The organism is Brevundimonas sp., from assembly GCF_027487935.1.
GTDB lineage: Bacteria > Pseudomonadota > Alphaproteobacteria > Caulobacterales > Caulobacteraceae > Brevundimonas.
The window spans coordinates 126,534-141,740 of record NZ_JAIYCP010000021.1 but is presented as its reverse complement, the minus strand read 5'-3'; the positions used below and the strand labels follow the sequence as shown (position 1 = coordinate 141,740).

Genomic DNA, 15,207 nt, shown 5'->3' with positions numbered 1-15,207 from the left:
CTTGATCATGGAGACTGCCTGATGAGCGAGCCCAAACCCCGAATCCGCCGGCGCACGGTCCTGATGAGCGCCGCAGGGGCCTCCCTGGCAAACGCACTGCCGGCCCCGGCCAGCGCGTCGCCCGTCCCTGCACGCGCGGGTGAGTTCGACTTCCTGAATGGCGAATGGACGATCGCCCAGCGCCGCCTGAAGGCACCCGGTGACTGGGACGTATTCGAGGGGCAGGCCACCTGCTGGAGCATCCTCGGCGGTGTCGCCAGCGTGGAGGAGCTGCGCATCCCTGCCCGCGACTTCAGCGGTATGGGCCTGAGGACGCTGGACGCCGCCAACGGCGTCTGGCTCGACTACTGGATGAACGCCAAGGTCGGCGTCCCGGGTTCTGCGGGGACGCCTGGCCGGTTTGTCGACGGCGTTGGCAATTTCGATTCCCCGGACATCGAGGACGGAAAGCCGGTGATCTACCGCGGTTGCTGGGACCAGATCACCGCAACGTCATGCCGCTGGCGACAGGGGGTCTCACGCGATGCCGGAGCGACCTGGGACTGGAACTGGATCATGGAATGGACGCGGGTCGCCTGATCGCGATCAGGGCTCCCAGCCGCCCGGCGTCTCCATGACGGTCTCATCTTCCTCGGCCGGGGCGATCTCGCCGCGGTCCTTGCGGACCTCGGTCCAGGCGGCGCGCAGCAGTTCGGTGACGCCTTCGCCCGAGACGCCGGAGACCAGCATGGGACGGCGGCCGGCGGCGGCCTCCAGCTCGGCGGCCTTTTCCTCGCGTGCCTCGGGCGTCAGGGCGTCGATCTTGTTCAGGGCCAGCACCTCGGCCTTCTCGGCCAGACCGGCGCCGTAGGCCTCCAGCTCGCGGCGGATCGTATGATAGGCCCCGGCGACGTCGTCCTGCGTCCCGTCGATCAGATGGATCAGACAGCCCGACCGCTCGACGTGGCCGAGGAAACGGGTGCCCAGACCGGCCCCTTCCGAGGCGCCCTCGATCAGGCCGGGAATGTCGGCGATGACGAACCGCTCGGTCGGCGACAGGTCGACCACGCCGAGGTTGGGCACCAGGGTCGTGAACGGATAGTCGGCGATCTTGGGTCGGGCGGCCGAGGCCGCCGCGAGGAAGGTCGACTTGCCCGCATTGGGCAGGCCGGCCAGACCGACATCGGCGATCAGTTTCAGTCGCAGCCAGATCCAGCGCTCCTGGCCCTCCTGCCCGGGGTTGGCATAGGCGGGGGCCTGGTTGGACGGGCCCTTGAAATGGACATTGCCCCAGCCGCCGTTGCCGCCCTTGAGCAACATCTCGGTCTTGCCGGCATAGTCCATGTCCAGCAGGACGGTCTCCTTGTCGTCGTCCAGCACCTGGGTGCCGACCGGGACCTTGAGGATGACGTCCTCGCCCTTGGCCCCGTGCATCTGCCGGCCCATGCCGTGGACGCCGGTCTGGGCCTTGAAATGCTGCTGGTAGCGGAAGTCGATCAGGGTGTTCAGCCCGTCCATGGCGGTGATCCAGACGTTGCCGCCATTGCCGCCGTCGCCGCCGTCGGGGCCGCCATTCGGGATGAATTTCTCCCGCCGGAACGAGACGGCACCCGCCCCGCCGTTGCCGGAGCGGATGTAGATCTTGGCCTGGTCGAGAAACTTCATCGCGGCATTTCTAAGTGGGCGCTGACGCTCGCGACGCGGTCGCTCGCTGCTTGAGCGCGCTTATGGCGCAAGACAGCGGCGATTTACAGGCGGGCGTCGCACCGAGGCTCTCCCTCCCATGAAGGGGAGGGAGATGTTCGATGCTGGCCTCAGCCCTTCGCCCACACCCCGAACGGATCGCTCCACGGCATGTCCAGCGCCTCGGCGACGGCCGGATAGGTGATCTCGCCCCTGAGCACGTTCAGGCCGCGGGCCAGGTGCGGGTTCTTCTTCAGCGCCTCCAGCCCGTGATTGGCCAGGGCCAGGCCGAACGGCAGGGTGGCGTTGTTCAGGGCTTCCGACGAGGTGCGCGGCGCGGCGCCGGGCATGTTGGCGACGCAATAGTGGACGACGTCGTCGATGACATAGGTCGGGTCCTGGTGGGTGGTGGCATGGCTGGTTTCGAAACAGCCGCCCTGGTCGATGGCGACATCGACCAGCACCGAGCCGGGCTTCATCTGCTTGAGGTGCTCGCGCTTGATCAGCTTCGGCGCTTCCGCGCCGGGCACCAGAACGGCGCCGATGATGACGTCGGCCTTGACCAGTTCCTCCTCGATCGCACCGATCGAGGAATAGCGGGTGATGACCCGGCCCTGGGTCACTTCGTCGATATAGGCCATGCGCGGGATCGAGCGTTCCAGCACCACGACCTCGGCCCCGAGGCCCATGGCCATGCGGGCCGCATTGAGGCCGACGACGCCGCCGCCCAGCACCAGCACCCGCGCCGGGGCCACGCCCGGGACGCCGCAGAACAGCAGACCCATGCCGCCGTTGTGCTTGAGCAGGGTTTCGGCGGCCGAGAAGACGGCGATCCGGCCGGCGACTTCCGACATCGGGGCCAGCAGGGGCAGGCCCTTGCGGTCGTCGGTCACGGTCTCATAGGCCACGGCGGCGCATTTCGAGGCCAGCAGGCCCTTCGTCTGTTCGGGGTCGGGCGCGAGGTGCAGATAGGTGAACAGGATCTGGTCCTCGCGGAGCATTTCCCACTCGACCTTCTGCGGCTCCTTCACCTTCACGATCATGTCGTTCCCGGCGAAGATGGTCTGCGCATCGGCGACGATCTTCGCCCCGGCCTTCTTGTAGTCGGCGTCGGTGAAGCCCGCGCCGAGGCCGGCGCCGGTCTCGATCGAGACCGTGTGGCCGTGGGCGACGTATTCGCGCACCGCGGTCGGCGTCAGGCCGATCCGGTGTTCGTTCTTCTTGATTTCCTTGGGGACGCCGACGCGCATGGGGGTTTCCTTCTGACCGGGACGGGCCGATCTGCGGCGGCTCCGTTTAGGAGGGCACTCTAGCGGCGGTTTGACCGCAGGTTCCTGTTCTTTTCGTCGTATGAACGCTGTAAAGTCGCAGGAGCTGCGAAGGAGTGCGTGCTTGAAGACCGTTTCTGCTGTCACCCTCGATGACACCGACCGCAAGATGATCCGCGCCCTCCAGGGCGACGGCCGCATGACCAATGCGGACCTGGCCCGGACGGTGAACCTGTCCGAGAGCGCCTGCCTGCGCCGCCTGCGCGCGCTGGAAGCCGCCGAGGTCATCAGCCGCTATGCCGCCATCATCAACGAACGCGCCGTCGGCCTGCCGATCAGCGTCTTCGTGACCGTGACCCTGTCATCCCAGGCCGAGGCCTCCCTGACCGCCTTCGAGACCGCCATCTCGACCGTGCCCGAGGTCGTGGAATGCTATCTGATGACCGGTGGCTCGGACTATCTGCTGCGGCTGGTCGTGCGCGACGTCGACGATCTGGAACGGGTCCATTCGCGCGAGCTGACCCGCATCCCCGGCGTGACCCGGGTCTCCTCCAGCGTGGCCATGCGCACCGTCGTCAAGCGCGGCGCCCTGCCCGTTTGACACAACCATTCGTTGCGTGGATACTGATCTGATGGGCTTCTCTGAAAAACCCGCCGTCTGGACCGATCGCGAGCCCACGCTCGACGAGGAAATCGGTGCGCTCGACGATGAGGACATCTTCGACATGGCCAATCTGGTCGAGTCCCAGACAGGCGTCCCCGGAACGATCACAATCACGACGGTGATGGGACAGCACGGACCCCGGGTGAAGTATTTTCTGAAGCGAGGCCGCCACCAGCCCAGTTTTTCGGTGGCCGTCGCCTCGACCCCCCGGGTGGTCGCAAACAGTCTCGATGAGCGGGACCTGAACCGTATGGCCCCCGAAGTCATGGCATGGGTGGCCCTGAATCATGAGGCGCTCGCAGCCTTCTGGTGGGATGGCGCAGACTGGCCGTCCCTCGAGGTCCAGACCTTCATCGCGGGCCTGAAGAAGGTCTGACTACACCCGCCTGCCGCGCACCACACCGATCACCGCCACCACCAGCCATAATGCGCCGATGAGCAGCAGCAGGTCCGCAACCGGCCGGGCCAGGCCGTAAAGCCCATAGGCCTGCCAGCGCCCGACGGCGAAGTCCGCCAGCCCGCCGGTCGAAAGGCCGGCCCCCAGCAGGGCGACAGGCCAGACCAGCGGCCGGAGGCGCGGTCTCATCGCCGGATCAGGTCCCGATCGCGTCCAGGTCGCGCCCCTTGGTCTCCGGCAGCCAGATCAGGGCGACGACGACGGCCACGGCGGTGAAGGCCAGGGTGTACCAGAGGCCGAAATAGATGTTCCCCGACCAGGCGACGAGGGCGAAGCTGGCGGCGGGAAGCATGCCGCCGACCCAGCCCGTGCCGACATGATAGGGCAGGCTCATGGCCGTATAGCGCACCCGCGTCGGGAACAGCTCGACCAGGGCGGCCGCCTGGGGTCCGTACAGGGCCGTGGCCGCGACCATGAAGATCATCAAGATGCCGAACACCATCGGAAGGTTGATCCGATCGGGGTCGGCCTTGGCCGGATAACCCGCCTCCAGAAGGGCGGCCTTGAGCCGGGTCTCGACCCCCGCCCGCGCGACCTTCAGCGCCGCCGGGTCCAGGCCCTCGCCCTCGACCGAGGCGATCTCGACACTGCCGATCCGGACCACGGCGACCGCGCCCGGCGCGGCCTCGACATTGCTGTAGGAAATGCCCGCATTGGACAGCACGCTCTTGGCGATATCGCAGGAGCTGGCGAAGGCCGTCTTGCCGATCGGGTCGAACTGCAGGGCGCAGGTGGCCGGGTCGGCCATGACGACGATCGGCGATGAGGCCTGGGCTTCGGCAAGGGCGGGATTGGCCGCCCGGGTCAGGGCCTGGAAGCCGGGGAAGATGGCGATCAGGGCCAGGATCATGCCGAACAGCATCACCGGCTTGCGTCCGATCCGGTCCGAAATCCAGCCGAAGAAGACATAGAGGAAGGCCGAGACGGCGGTCACCGCCAGCATCACCAGGTCGATGGTGTTGGTATCGACCCGCAGCACCCGCTCCATGAAGAAGCGGGCGTAGAAATAGCCGCAGTACCAGACGGCCCCCTGGGCGATCATGATGCCGAACAGGGCGATCAGGACGAACCGGCCGTTACGCCAGGTGCCGAAGGCCTCCTTGAACGGGGCGCGGCGTTCACCGCCCTCGGCCTCCATCCGGCGATAGGCCGGGCTTTCGTTCAGCTTGAGCCGGATCCACAGCGACACACCCAGCAGAAGGGCGGAAAGCAGGAAGGGAATGCGCCAGCCCCATTCGTCGAAGGCTTCGGCCCCGACCACGGCGCGAGTGATCAGGATCACCGACAGGGCTCCGATCAGGCCGAGGGCGGCGGTGGTCTGGATCCAGCCGGTCATCAGGCCGCGCTTTTTCGCCGGTGCATGTTCGGCGACATAGACGACCGCCCCGCCGTACTCGCCACCGAGGGCAAAGCCCTGCAGCATCCGCATGACCAGCAGCAGGATGGGTGCGGCGATACCGATCTGGTCATAGTCCGGCAGCAGGCCGATCGCGACGGTGGCGACTCCCATCAGGGTGATGGTGACCAGGAAGGTAGCCTTGCGCCCGGTCCGGTCACCGAACCAGCCGAACACCAGGGCGCCCAGGGGTCTGACCACAAAGCCGAGCCCGAAGGTCAGCAGGGCGAGGATGTAGGCGACAGTCTCGCCCGCGTCGGCGAAGAAATGTCGCGCGATCACGGTCGCCAGGGCTCCGAAGACGAAGAAATCGTACCATTCGAAGGCTGTGCCGGTGGCCGATGCCGCCACTACGGTTCTCAGGCCCGGCTCCGCCCGTGTTTCTGTCGCATCCGTCATCGATCGCCTCCCCGTCGTCATGGCACCTCTGCGGACGCCTGCTCCGCGATGCTAGACGGCGTTGCAGGCTGCGCAAATAGCGAAGGCCCGCCGGCGGGGGGGATGCCGGCGGGCCTTCTTCAACCGAACCACGGATCGGGGGAATCGCGGTCGGGAAGGGGGCGTCTAGTGTTTGGCGTCTTCGGCCGCGCCGGTCACGGCCTGGCCGGCGGCCGAGGCGTCACGCCCGACACCGGAGACGGTGTTGCAGGCGGCTGTGGTCAGGGCGGCGGCGGCGGCAAACAGAATGAAAATCTTGCGCATCGACATACTCCTTGAGGCCGGGAAGGCGGCGTCCGGCATATCAACGCCCCGGCACAACGACGGTTCCAAGGTCGGACGGATCGGTTGGAACGATGGCTTCCGGCGTGGCGAAGGTCATGCGGGCAATCATGCCGCCGCCTTCGGCAGGGACAAATTCGACCGAGCCCCGAAGCTGTCTGGCGAAAGCCCCCATCAGGGTGCGCCCCACGCCCGGGCGGAAGGTCCCGCTGACGCCCGGCCCGTCATCCTGGATTTCAAGCACGCTGGTTTCCCCTTGCACCGAGAACCGGACCTTGAGGTCGCCCCCGCGTCCGACGAAGGCGTGTTTCTGGGCGTTGGTCACGGCCTCGACCAGCCAGAGCGCCAGGGGCGCAAGCTTGTCCGGATCGACGACCAGGGAGTCGGCCTCGACCGAGGACGTGACCACATGTTCGCGGCCGGTTTCGCTCGCGACCAGCTGCGCGACCAGTTCGGTCAGAAAGATGCGGGCGTCGGCGTGCCGCAGGTCATGGCTCTGGTAGAGGGTGCGGTAGATGAGGGCGAGCGCCGAGATGCGCTGGCGCGTATCGCCGAGCGCCGCCCTGGAGGCCGGATCGGCCAGGGTCCGCTGCTGCATCGACAGGAGTGAGGAAATGATCTGCAGATTGTTTTTCACCCGGTGGTGGATTTCGCGCATCAGCGCGTCTTTTTCCGCCAGCGAGGCCTTCAGGGCGGCGTCCCGGATGACGATGGAGCCGGCCAGTTCGTCCAGGGTCCGGGCCAGGCTGCGAATCTCGGTCGGGGCCTTCATGGCCTGAACCGGATGCACCGAGAACCGGCCTCTTGAATAGATGAAGGCCACCCGCTCGAGGTAGTTCAGCCAACGGATCACGACCCGTTCGCTGACCCACATCACCGCCGTGAAGGCGAAAAGCCAGGTCAGCAGAGGCATGAACAAGGCGCTTATCGGGTTCAGCCGCGCCCAGGACAGTAGCCCGGGCGCCGGTGCCGAGAGCAGGGCATAGACGTCGTGCCCGGCCAGGGCCGCGCCCGTATAGACCCGATGTCGGCCGTCGGCGTCGGTGGCCTCGAAGGTGGTGGAGGCATTGGTGCGCGCGCGCGGCACCCATCCGGCCAGGGGCGCGCCGCCCGCCAGTTTGAAGGCGTTGACGTCGGTGGCGGCCAGCAACCGTCCGTCTGTGTCTGTGAGTGCCGCCTGGGATCCCGCGGGCAGCGAAGGATCGCTCAGGTCCGGTTGCAGACTGGTCAAGGGAATAAGGGCGACCATGGCCCCGTCGAACCGGCCCAGCGGCCGTTCCACCCGCACGGCGACGATTACCTGCGGCAGCTGGCCGGCGACGGCCGGGGCGCGTGCCAGGACTGTGTCCTCCCCGGCCTGGAGCCGCCCGAACCAGGCGCTGGCTCCGGCCTGTTTCAGCCACGCCGGGGGCGCAGCGGCGAGCCTTTCCGAGGCACAGGTCAGCGCGCCGGTTGCGGTCAATCGTCCAAGGCCGTCCAGGTCCTCAAGACGGGAAACCAGGGCGTTGAGCCGCGGACTGCAGGATATCTCGAGGGCTTCAGGCATCAGGGCCAGAAGCACTATGCCGGTCGTGTCCAGTCGCGCCCGGGCGGCGGTGGCGCTCCGCTCGGCGGCCCGCTGCAGGTCCGCGCGGCGGTCGGCGTCCTGGCTCCGGAACGCCGCCTCAGCCTGAAGGCCTCCGAGGATCAGCAGGGGCAGGAGCGCGATCGCCAGCCAGAAACCCAGCCTGAAGCGGATACCCCGGAATCGCGTGGCACCCGTTCCACGTCCCGCCCCTCTGGAGATCGCCCGGCCGAGCCGCACCAAGGCGTCAGCCCTGCCTGAAGCCGCTCAGACGGTCCGCGGCCGCCAGAATGGAGCGCATGGCGTCGCCGGCGGCATGGCCGTCACGGGCATAGCCGCCCCGGTCCAGGGTTGCCTGCAGGGCCTTGCGGGCCCGCGAAACCCGGCTCTTCACCGTGCCCACGGCGCACTGGCAGATATCAGCCGCTTCCTCGTAGGCGAAGCCGCCGGCCCCGACCAGGATCAGGGCCTCGCGCTGCTCTTCCGGCAGGGTCGCGAGGGCCAGACGCAGTTCGTCCAACGCAATCGGGGACCCCGGATCGTCCACCGCCACCAGGGTGCGTTCTGCCGCCTCCTGGTCCAGCTGCGATTGGCGCCATGAGCGACGCTTCTCGGAATAGAACTGGTTGCGCAGGATCATGAAGGTCCAGGCCTTCATATTTGTGCCCATCTGATAGCTGGCGCGGGCGTCCCAAGCCTTCATCATGGCGTCCTGGGCCAGATCGTCGGCTGCGGTCGGGTCGCCGGTCAGGGTGCGGGCGAAGGCCCGCAGGTGCGGGATCAGCACAACCAGTTCCCGCTTGAAGGCCGCGTCGTCGGCCGAGGGTGGCTTGGGCGGCGGGCTGGCGGCGCCGCTCATTCGCCGCTCCCCCCTGATGACCGCTCATCGGCCCGGCGCAGGATTTCGAGAAAGACGTCCGGAACCGGCTCGTTCACGACCTCATCGAACATATGCCGGAGCTTGACCCCGATCGCCTGCTGGCGAAGGCGGGCCTCCTCAAGACTTGCACGGCTCCTGGGCGGCGTGCCGGGACGGACGGGATTGTCTTTCATCGAAGAAACGGTCGTCACCCTGGCGATGGTTGTTGTGAGTGCGGGAACGCCCGTCTGTCGGCCGGGTTCCGGTGGACGTGTCGAAAAATGTCAAAACCTGCGTGCCGAAGCGGAACCGTGGCCGATCCGATACGTTGAGGGAGCCTGCGCTTCCCGCGTGGAGTCGCTTCTGTCGGGGATCTTGACACATGAGTCTGCTGGCTCGCCTTGCGCCGCATCTTCCGTACGTCCGTCGCTATGCCCGCGCCCTGACCGGCGACCAGGCCACCGGTGACAACTATGTCCGTGTCGCTCTCGAAGCCCTCGCGGCCGGTGAGCTCCAGCTTTCGCCCGAAATGACGCCGCGGGTGGCTCTCTACCATGTCTTTCACGCCATCTGGGCCACGACCGGTGCCCGGCTGGAAGACATGAGCGGCATCAGGGGCCGCGAGGACGACACAACGCGCCGCCTGATGCGGATCGCGCCGCGTTCGCGCCAGGCCTTCCTGCTGACCGCACTGGAGGGCTTTACCCCGTCCGAGGCCGCCCAGATCCTTGACGCCGAACCCCGGGACGTCGACCGGCTGATTGCGGATGCCCAGGCGGATATCGACACCGAACTGGCGACCGACGTCCTGATCATTGAAGACGAGGCCATCATCTCGGCCGATATCGAAAGCCTGGTAAAGGAACTGGGCCATCGGGTGACCGGCACCGCCACCACTCACGCCGAGGCCGTCGATGCCGTTGCCCGTCATCGCCCGGGTCTGGTGCTGGCTGACATCCAGCTGGCGGACGGGTCGTCGGGGATCGAAGCGGTGAAGGAGATTTTGAAACAGATCGACGTGCCGGTCATCTTCATCACCGCCTTCCCGGAGCGGCTGCTGACCGGAGAACGGCCCGAGCCGACCTTCCTGATCACCAAACCGTTCCAGCCGGAAACCGTGAAGGCGGCGATCAGCCAGGCCCTGTTCTTCCACCCGGCCCGCCAGAAGGCGGCGGCGTAAAACCACCTGTCGGGCCAGGGTGCGGTCCGGTGTCTACTCCAGGGCGGACTCTCGCGGTTCGCCTTTTTCCTTGCATCGGCTGGACAGCAGGCCGGGCCTTGCAGACTATGCGGGTTCACAAAGAAAACCCGAGGAAGATCCGGAGATGGCCATGGCTCGCGTGAATCGTCAGTGGGTGCTGCGCCAGCGGCCCAAGGGCTTGATCCGGCCCGGAGACCTCGAATTGGTCGAGGCACCGGTTCCGGCCCTGAAAGAGTCCCAGGTCCTGGTCCGCACGGTCTATCTGTCGTTGGACCCGACCAACCGCACCTGGATGAACGATGCGGAGGGTTATCTGCCGCCGGTACCCATCGGCGGGGTCATGCGCGGCCTGACCCTGGGTGTGGTCGAGGAAAGCCGTTCCAGCCGCTTCCGGGCCGGCGATGTGGTGTCCCCGATGGCCGGCGGCTGGGCGGACTATGCCGTGGTCAATGAGATGGAGCTCCGGCAGGTGCACCGCGCGCCCGGCATGCCGCTGACCGCGAATCTCAGCGTGCTCGGCATGACCGGAATGACGGCCTATTTCGGCGTGACAGATGTGCTCAAGGCCGCGGCCGGCGAGACGCTTGTGATCTCCGCAGCCGCCGGGGCGGTGGGTTCGATCGCCGGTCAGGTGGCCAAGGCACGCGGCTGTCGCGTCATCGGCATTGCCGGTGGAGCCGATAAATGCCGCTGGCTGACCGATGAACTGGGCTTCGATGCGGCCGTTGACTACAAGAACGAAGATGTCGGCGCCGCGCTGGACCGGCTGGCACCCGACGGGATCGACCTCAATTTCGAAAACGTCGGCGGTGACATCATGATCGCCGTCTACAACCGCCTGAAGACCCATGGCCGGATGGCCGTCTGCGGCCTGATCTCCGCCTACAATGCGACGAAGATGCCGCCGTCGCCCAATTTCGCCCGCATCATCACCCACCGGCTCGACATCCAGGGTTTCCTGGTGCTCGACTATGCCCACCGGGCCCGCGAAATGGTTGCGGAAATGGGGCCCTGGCTCCAGGGCGGCCAGGTCAAGTGGAAGGTCCATGTCGACGATGGCCTGGAAGGGGCGCTGGATTCGCTGAACCGCTTGTTCACCGGCAACCATGACGGCAAGCTGCTGGTCCGGGTCTCGGAGGAGGCCGCCGGCTGATGGGACCGAACGGATGACCGAACCGCTGCTCGTCCATTTCGAGGATATGGGCGTGGGCGAAGTCGTGCCGCTCGGGGCCTGTATGGTCGACCCGGCGTCGCTGGACCTCTTCGTCGAGCGCTTCCTGCCCGGCTGGGATGCGTCCTATGGGGCGCCGGATGCCATGGTCTATGCCCTGTGGAGCCGGCTTTTCGCTGACAAGGCCGCGGGCTGGGCCCAGTCCAAGGTGCTGGCGGTGGACGGCCTGCGCTATCTGCGCAATCCGCCCGCCGGCGAGCTGATGCGCGGCCGGATGACGGTCATGGGCAAGGACCCGGTCGGCGACGAAAAGGGTATCGTCATCGCCCAGCACGACCTGCTCGACGAATCCGGCCGGCTGGTCTTTTCCTGCCTGACGCGGGCGCTGCTGACCCGCCGCTGACGCGGCGGGGGTGGTTGGTGGCTGGTGGCTGGTGGCTAGTGGCCAGTGGCCAGTGGCCAGTGTGAGCCGAATACCTGGACCATCAAGAAAAACCCCGCCCGGACGAACCGGACGGGGTTTTCTGCTTTTCGAGACGCTATCTGTGACCGCTGTCTAGCCACTAGCCACTAGCCACTAGCCACTAGCCACTAGCCACTAGCCACCAGCCACCAGCCACTCGCTTCAGGCGTTGCCCGCCGCCGGTTGGGCGGCAGCGGCCCTCTGGAAGGCCATGGCGATCAGCCGGTCCCAGCCCAGCAGCGACACCAGATGGGCGTAGATCTGCCCCAGGGCGCCGTTGTCGCGCAGTTCGGCCAGCTTCTCGGCCGGCAGGGCCTTCAGCTTGTCTTCCGAGACAGCGTAATACTCGGCGATCTTCTGCGGCGCAGCCGAGGTGCCGTCGGGATTGCGCGGGGTGAAGATGGCCTCGCGGGTGTCCAGCAGGTCCAGCTCGTTCAACAGTTTGACGAAGGCGTCGGTGCGCTGGCGCTCGAGTTCGAAATTGTTGCAGAACTCCATCGCCTGTTCGACGTAGGTGGACGGCTTGCCGTCGACGAACAGCGGGGTCGTGCCGCCGTCCCGGATGAACGGTGCGTCGCGATCGACGCACAGGATCAGCCGCTTCTCGACCTCGTCATTGGCGAAGACGAACGGATAGCGGCGGACATAGGCGGGGATGTAGGCCTCGGCGCGGAACTCGCCGGCGTCGCTGACGAACAGGTTCTCGCCGCCGCGCAGGGCCATGACGGCCACCGGCATGCGGGCGTCGCCGACGAAGATCACCGGATAGGACAAGGCGGCCGGGGCGAACTCGGTCACGGTCAGCGGGACCAGATTGGTCTTGGCCACGAAGCCGTAAGGCTTGTCGACGGGATCGACGCCCAGGGTGCCGTGGGCCTCAACCGACAGGGGCTCGGGCTTGCCGTAGAACAGGACATTGCCGGACAGACCGGCGGTGGAGGTGGTGTCGGTCATGGACTCGAAACGGCTCTGGTGAGTGAAAGGAGGCGCGTGTCTAGCGCAGACCGGTCAGGGCGGCAAACCGGCTCGCCTTGGAGGGATCAGAACCGGTAGGTCGCCCCGACCCTCAGACTGCGGCCCGGCTGCGGCGCGATGTCCTTCTGGAAGCTGGCATGTTCGCGCGCCTCCGCGTCCGTCAGGTTGGCTGCCTCGGCGAAGAGGATGATGTTGCTGTCCGCGAACGGCCGCACCGAGCCCTTCAGATTGACGAGGGTGTAGCTGTCCGTGGGGCGTTCGAAGGCGGCCGTACGATCCTGTTCGGAGACATGGCGGACCTCAAGTCCGGCGTCGAACAGGTCCGAGGTCCAGTCCAGGCCTGCCGTGACGGACCACGGCGGAATGCGTGCGGCCGGCCCGAGATCGGTCGATGCGCGCACCCAGTCAGCCGCCCCCGAAAGGCTCAGGCTCCGGTCGCCGGCTTCCCACAGGGCATAGCTGGCCTCGGCTTCGAAGCCGCGGAACGTCGCCCCGGTCTGGACATAGGCGAAGATGGGCAGGTCGGAATCGACATCATCCAGCCCTGTGGGCCTCAGATCGATGAAGCCGTCATAGTCGGCGTGATAGGCGTGCAGATCGAACTCGAACGGACCGGAGGCGAAATGCACGGTTGCCTCGATCGAGGTGGCGACCTCGCTGTCCAGATCGATATCGCCGACCTCGAAGGCCCCGGTGGCGACGTGCGCACCCTCGGCGAACAGTTCGACCTCGCTGGGTGCCCGCTCGTTGCGCGCCAGGCTCAGACCCAGGAACAGCGCTGCCGACGGCCGCAGGAACACGCCCGCCGAGGCCGAGACATTGGAGAAGTCGCGCTCACCCGCCACACTGTCCAGCGACCGGTTGTCCAGTCGCAGACCGCCCTCGAAGCCGAGGCTGCCGCGGTCGTACCGCTGCACCGTATACAGGCCCTGTTCCGTGATGTCGGTCAGCGGCACATAGGCTTCGTCGCCGACCGCATCGAAGGTCCGCTCCAGCAGCTGCAGACCGATCGCGCCCTGCCAGCCGTTCCGCTCGCGCTGGATCAGCTCGAACCGGCCTTCATGACCGTCCGAGAAGAATTGGGTGCCGGTCGCATCGCCCTCGAATTCGGTGTGCGAATAGTCCGCCCAGCCGGCCGAAACACGGGCCTTGCTGAAGGGGCCTGAGTCGAAGGCCAACTCGCCACGCAGGTCGTAGCGGGTCTGTTCCAGACCGATGGACACGCTTTCCTCTTCGGCGTCCGGATCCAGCGGATCGGGCTCATGCGCATGTCCCGGCACCCCGTAGGTGGTCTCGACGTGTTTGACGGAGGCACCGATGTAGCCGCGCGATCCGATCCAGCTGACGCCCGCGCCGTACTGGTCCAGCTCGACAAAGGTGTTCTCGACCGTGCGTTCGTCGCCCGCGGTCTCGCCCTCTTCATCCAGCAGACGCCGCGATTCCGGATAGACGGGGACGTCAAAGTCGGAGGCGGAACGGGTGAAGGCGTCCGCGGTGAAGACCAGCGGGCCGGCATTGGCCTTTATCCGTCCCCCGAAACTGCTCCCGTTGTCCACGGTCGCGGCCTGGGCGCTGAGGTGGCCGTCCAGCCCGTCCTCTGCCGGTTCGGTCGGGATGCGGTCGTCGATGATGTTGACCACCCCGCCGATGGCCGAGCCGCCGAAGGTCAGGGTCGAGGGGCCACGCACGATCTCGATCCGGCGCGCCTCGGCCGGGTCCACCGCGACCTGGTGGTCGGGCGAGACCGAACTGGCGTCGATCATTCCAAGGCCGTTGGTCAGAACCTGCACCCGCGGCCCGGACAGGCCGCGGATGACCGGACGGCTGGCCCCCGGCGCGAAACTGGTGCTGCGGACGCCGGGCAGGCCGTTGACGAGATCGCCCAGGGTCGAGGCCGGCGCGACGGCCAGGTCCTCTTCGTCCAGCACCTCGACGGCCAGCAGGCTGGCCCGGTCGGTCACGCCGAACGGCATGCCGGTGACGATGACCTCGTCGAGCTCGGCCGCGCGCGGCGCGCTCTGGGCGGCGGCTGCGCCGGCGAGCGCGGCCCAGCCCACAGCGGTCAGAAGGGCGGTGCGGGACACGACAGCGAGACTCATGGGGACCATCCGGACGAACACGAAGATGTGGTGTTATGAGATAACATCACGACTCGTCAAGCGGCGGCTGTTGCGAGACCGCCTCTGAAGGCCTAGCTCAGGGGCATGAGCGAAGCCTGCGGTCACCACCATGCCGACGCCCCCCCGGGGGCCGCTGATGTCGCCCGCGCCATGCAGGACGCCGACCGGCGTCTGACGGCCGAGGGCGAGCGGATGACGCCGTCGCGCCTGCGGGTGCTGGAGCTTCTGCTGGCCGCCGGTGAACCGGTGAAGGCCTATGACCTGATCGCCCGCTTCGGCGAGGACGGTCAGCCGGCCAAGCCGCCCACGGTCTATCGCGCGCTGGAGTTCCTCGAACGCAAGGGCCTCGCCCACCGCATCGCCTCGATCAGTGCCTATGTCGCCTGCACCTCGGGTGCGATCGACCACGCCGCCGCCTTCCTGATCTGCGACTGCTGTGGCGCGACCGCAGAGGTGTCGGCGCCGGTGGCCGGTGATCTGGCCCGGGCCGCTGAGGTCGCCGGCTATGCCATCGCCCGCACCACCATCGAAGCCCACGGTCGCTGCCCGGCCTGCCGGTAGTCTGAACCCCGGCCCCGGCCCTCTGGCAATCCCCGGACGCGAAGACTATCTCGGCCCCATGGATGCGATCCGGCTCTCCCCGCCCCGCCGTCTGAGCCTGCCGGTGTCGAACCGTTGGGGCGAGGG

17 protein-coding genes are annotated in these 15,207 nt (G+C 67.2%); 7 read left to right on the top strand and 10 right to left on the bottom strand.

Annotated features, from left to right (window positions below; genetic code table 11):
* Positions 1-21: 21 nt before the first annotated feature.
* Positions 22-579, top strand: coding sequence for a hypothetical protein (locus Q0053_RS08030; RefSeq protein ID WP_298098494.1), 558 nt, complete (start codon positions 22-24; stop codon positions 577-579).
* A 6-nt stretch (positions 580-585) separates the two neighbouring features.
* Here Q0053_RS08030 and obgE read toward each other — a convergent pair whose 3' ends face one another.
* Positions 586-1,644 (bottom strand): GTPase ObgE, encoded by a 1,059-nt coding sequence (gene obgE, locus Q0053_RS08025; protein WP_298098492.1) that lies wholly within the window; start codon positions 1,642-1,644, stop codon positions 586-588.
* A 149-nt stretch (positions 1,645-1,793) separates the two neighbouring features.
* Positions 1,794-2,912, bottom strand: coding sequence for an alanine dehydrogenase (gene ald / locus Q0053_RS08020; RefSeq protein ID WP_298098489.1), 1,119 nt, complete (start codon positions 2,910-2,912; stop codon positions 1,794-1,796).
* Between the two features lie 142 nt (positions 2,913-3,054).
* Between ald and Q0053_RS08015 the strand changes: the two genes are divergently transcribed.
* Together Q0053_RS08015 and Q0053_RS08010 are read left to right on the top strand one after the other, a co-directional pair.
* On the top strand, positions 3,055-3,531 hold the full coding sequence (locus tag Q0053_RS08015) for an Lrp/AsnC family transcriptional regulator (RefSeq protein WP_292061772.1): 477 nt from the start codon (positions 3,055-3,057) through the stop codon (positions 3,529-3,531).
* A gap of 31 nt (positions 3,532-3,562) precedes the next feature.
* On the top strand, positions 3,563-3,970 hold the full coding sequence (locus Q0053_RS08010; RefSeq protein ID WP_298098484.1) for a hypothetical protein: 408 nt from the start codon (positions 3,563-3,565) through the stop codon (positions 3,968-3,970).
* On the opposite strand, the gene Q0053_RS08005 is transcribed toward Q0053_RS08010, so the two are convergent.
* From Q0053_RS08005 to Q0053_RS07980, 6 genes are all read right to left on the bottom strand, one after another.
* On the bottom strand, positions 3,971-4,180 hold the full coding sequence (locus tag Q0053_RS08005) for a hypothetical protein (RefSeq protein ID WP_298098481.1): 210 nt from the start codon (positions 4,178-4,180) through the stop codon (positions 3,971-3,973).
* Between the two features lie 7 nt (positions 4,181-4,187).
* Positions 4,188-5,846 (bottom strand): MFS transporter, encoded by a 1,659-nt coding sequence (locus Q0053_RS08000; RefSeq protein WP_298098478.1) that lies wholly within the window; start codon positions 5,844-5,846, stop codon positions 4,188-4,190.
* A 165-nt stretch (positions 5,847-6,011) separates the two neighbouring features.
* The gene (locus tag Q0053_RS07995; RefSeq protein ID WP_298098476.1) at positions 6,012-6,149 is read right to left on the bottom strand and encodes an entericidin EcnA/B family protein; all 138 of its coding nucleotides are present in this window, start codon (positions 6,147-6,149) and stop codon (positions 6,012-6,014) included.
* Between the two features lie 40 nt (positions 6,150-6,189).
* Entirely contained in the window at positions 6,190-7,971 is a 1,782-nt protein-coding gene (locus Q0053_RS07990) for a sensor histidine kinase (RefSeq protein WP_298098659.1), read from the bottom strand.
* A 7-nt stretch (positions 7,972-7,978) separates the two neighbouring features.
* Positions 7,979-8,590: a sigma-70 family RNA polymerase sigma factor gene (locus tag Q0053_RS07985; RefSeq protein ID WP_298098473.1), complete on the bottom strand. Its 612-nt coding sequence runs from the start codon at positions 8,588-8,590 to the stop codon at positions 7,979-7,981.
* Positions 8,587-8,784, bottom strand: a complete 198-nt coding sequence (locus Q0053_RS07980; RefSeq protein ID WP_298098470.1) for a NepR family anti-sigma factor — start codon at positions 8,782-8,784, stop codon at positions 8,587-8,589. The genes Q0053_RS07985 and Q0053_RS07980 overlap by 4 nt, the downstream gene beginning before the upstream one ends.
* Positions 8,785-8,972: 188 nt before the next feature.
* Between Q0053_RS07980 and Q0053_RS07975 the strand changes: the two genes are divergently transcribed.
* From Q0053_RS07975 to Q0053_RS07965, 3 genes are all read left to right on the top strand, one after another.
* Positions 8,973-9,770: a response regulator gene (locus tag Q0053_RS07975; protein WP_298098467.1), complete on the top strand. Its 798-nt coding sequence runs from the start codon at positions 8,973-8,975 to the stop codon at positions 9,768-9,770.
* A gap of 151 nt (positions 9,771-9,921) precedes the next feature.
* Positions 9,922-10,944, top strand: coding sequence for an NADP-dependent oxidoreductase (locus Q0053_RS07970; RefSeq protein ID WP_298098464.1), 1,023 nt, complete (start codon positions 9,922-9,924; stop codon positions 10,942-10,944).
* 13 nt (positions 10,945-10,957) lie between these two features.
* Positions 10,958-11,365: an acyl dehydratase gene (locus Q0053_RS07965; protein ID WP_298098461.1), complete on the top strand. Its 408-nt coding sequence runs from the start codon at positions 10,958-10,960 to the stop codon at positions 11,363-11,365.
* 222 nt (positions 11,366-11,587) lie between these two features.
* Here Q0053_RS07965 and Q0053_RS07960 read toward each other — a convergent pair whose 3' ends face one another.
* Together Q0053_RS07960 and Q0053_RS07955 are read right to left on the bottom strand one after the other, a co-directional pair.
* The gene (locus Q0053_RS07960; RefSeq protein WP_298098458.1) at positions 11,588-12,379 is read right to left on the bottom strand and encodes a SapC family protein; all 792 of its coding nucleotides are present in this window, start codon (positions 12,377-12,379) and stop codon (positions 11,588-11,590) included.
* 86 nt (positions 12,380-12,465) lie between these two features.
* Positions 12,466-14,499 (bottom strand): TonB-dependent receptor, encoded by a 2,034-nt coding sequence (locus Q0053_RS07955; RefSeq protein WP_298098455.1) that lies wholly within the window; start codon positions 14,497-14,499, stop codon positions 12,466-12,468.
* Between the two features lie 105 nt (positions 14,500-14,604).
* On the opposite strand from Q0053_RS07955, the gene Q0053_RS07950 reads away from it, so the two are divergent.
* Entirely contained in the window at positions 14,605-15,081 is a 477-nt protein-coding gene (locus Q0053_RS07950; protein WP_298098452.1) for a Fur family transcriptional regulator, read from the top strand.
* The last annotated feature ends 126 nt before the right edge of the window (positions 15,082-15,207 follow it).

What these genes read in the sequence shown, in the direction of transcription:
- Q0053_RS07975 (WP_298098467.1), top strand. Translation starts at nt 8,973, where the DNA reads ATGAGTCTGCTGGCTCGCCTTGCGCCGCATCTTCCGTACGTCCGTCGC.
- Q0053_RS07995 (WP_298098476.1), bottom strand. Translation starts at nt 6,149, where the DNA reads ATGCGCAAGATTTTCATTCTGTTTGCCGCCGCCGCCGCCCTGACCACA.
- Q0053_RS07950 (WP_298098452.1), top strand. Translation starts at nt 14,605, where the DNA reads ATGAGCGAAGCCTGCGGTCACCACCATGCCGACGCCCCCCCGGGGGCC.
- Q0053_RS07965 (WP_298098461.1), top strand. Translation starts at nt 10,958, where the DNA reads ATGACCGAACCGCTGCTCGTCCATTTCGAGGATATGGGCGTGGGCGAA.
- Q0053_RS08030 (WP_298098494.1), top strand. Translation starts at nt 22, where the DNA reads ATGAGCGAGCCCAAACCCCGAATCCGCCGGCGCACGGTCCTGATGAGC.
- Q0053_RS07985 (WP_298098473.1), bottom strand. Translation starts at nt 8,590, where the DNA reads ATGAGCGGCGCCGCCAGCCCGCCGCCCAAGCCACCCTCGGCCGACGAC.
- Q0053_RS07955 (WP_298098455.1), bottom strand. Translation starts at nt 14,499, where the DNA reads ATGAGTCTCGCTGTCGTGTCCCGCACCGCCCTTCTGACCGCTGTGGGC.
- Q0053_RS07960 (WP_298098458.1), bottom strand. Translation starts at nt 12,379, where the DNA reads ATGACCGACACCACCTCCACCGCCGGTCTGTCCGGCAATGTCCTGTTC.
- Q0053_RS07980 (WP_298098470.1), bottom strand. Translation starts at nt 8,784, where the DNA reads ATGAAAGACAATCCCGTCCGTCCCGGCACGCCGCCCAGGAGCCGTGCA.
- Q0053_RS08010 (WP_298098484.1), top strand. Translation starts at nt 3,563, where the DNA reads ATGGGCTTCTCTGAAAAACCCGCCGTCTGGACCGATCGCGAGCCCACG.
- Q0053_RS08000 (WP_298098478.1), bottom strand. Translation starts at nt 5,846, where the DNA reads ATGACGGATGCGACAGAAACACGGGCGGAGCCGGGCCTGAGAACCGTA.
- Q0053_RS08005 (WP_298098481.1), bottom strand. Translation starts at nt 4,180, where the DNA reads ATGAGACCGCGCCTCCGGCCGCTGGTCTGGCCTGTCGCCCTGCTGGGG.
- obgE (WP_298098492.1), bottom strand. Translation starts at nt 1,644, where the DNA reads ATGAAGTTTCTCGACCAGGCCAAGATCTACATCCGCTCCGGCAACGGC.
- Q0053_RS07970 (WP_298098464.1), top strand. Translation starts at nt 9,922, where the DNA reads ATGGCTCGCGTGAATCGTCAGTGGGTGCTGCGCCAGCGGCCCAAGGGC.
- ald (WP_298098489.1), bottom strand. Translation starts at nt 2,912, where the DNA reads ATGCGCGTCGGCGTCCCCAAGGAAATCAAGAAGAACGAACACCGGATC.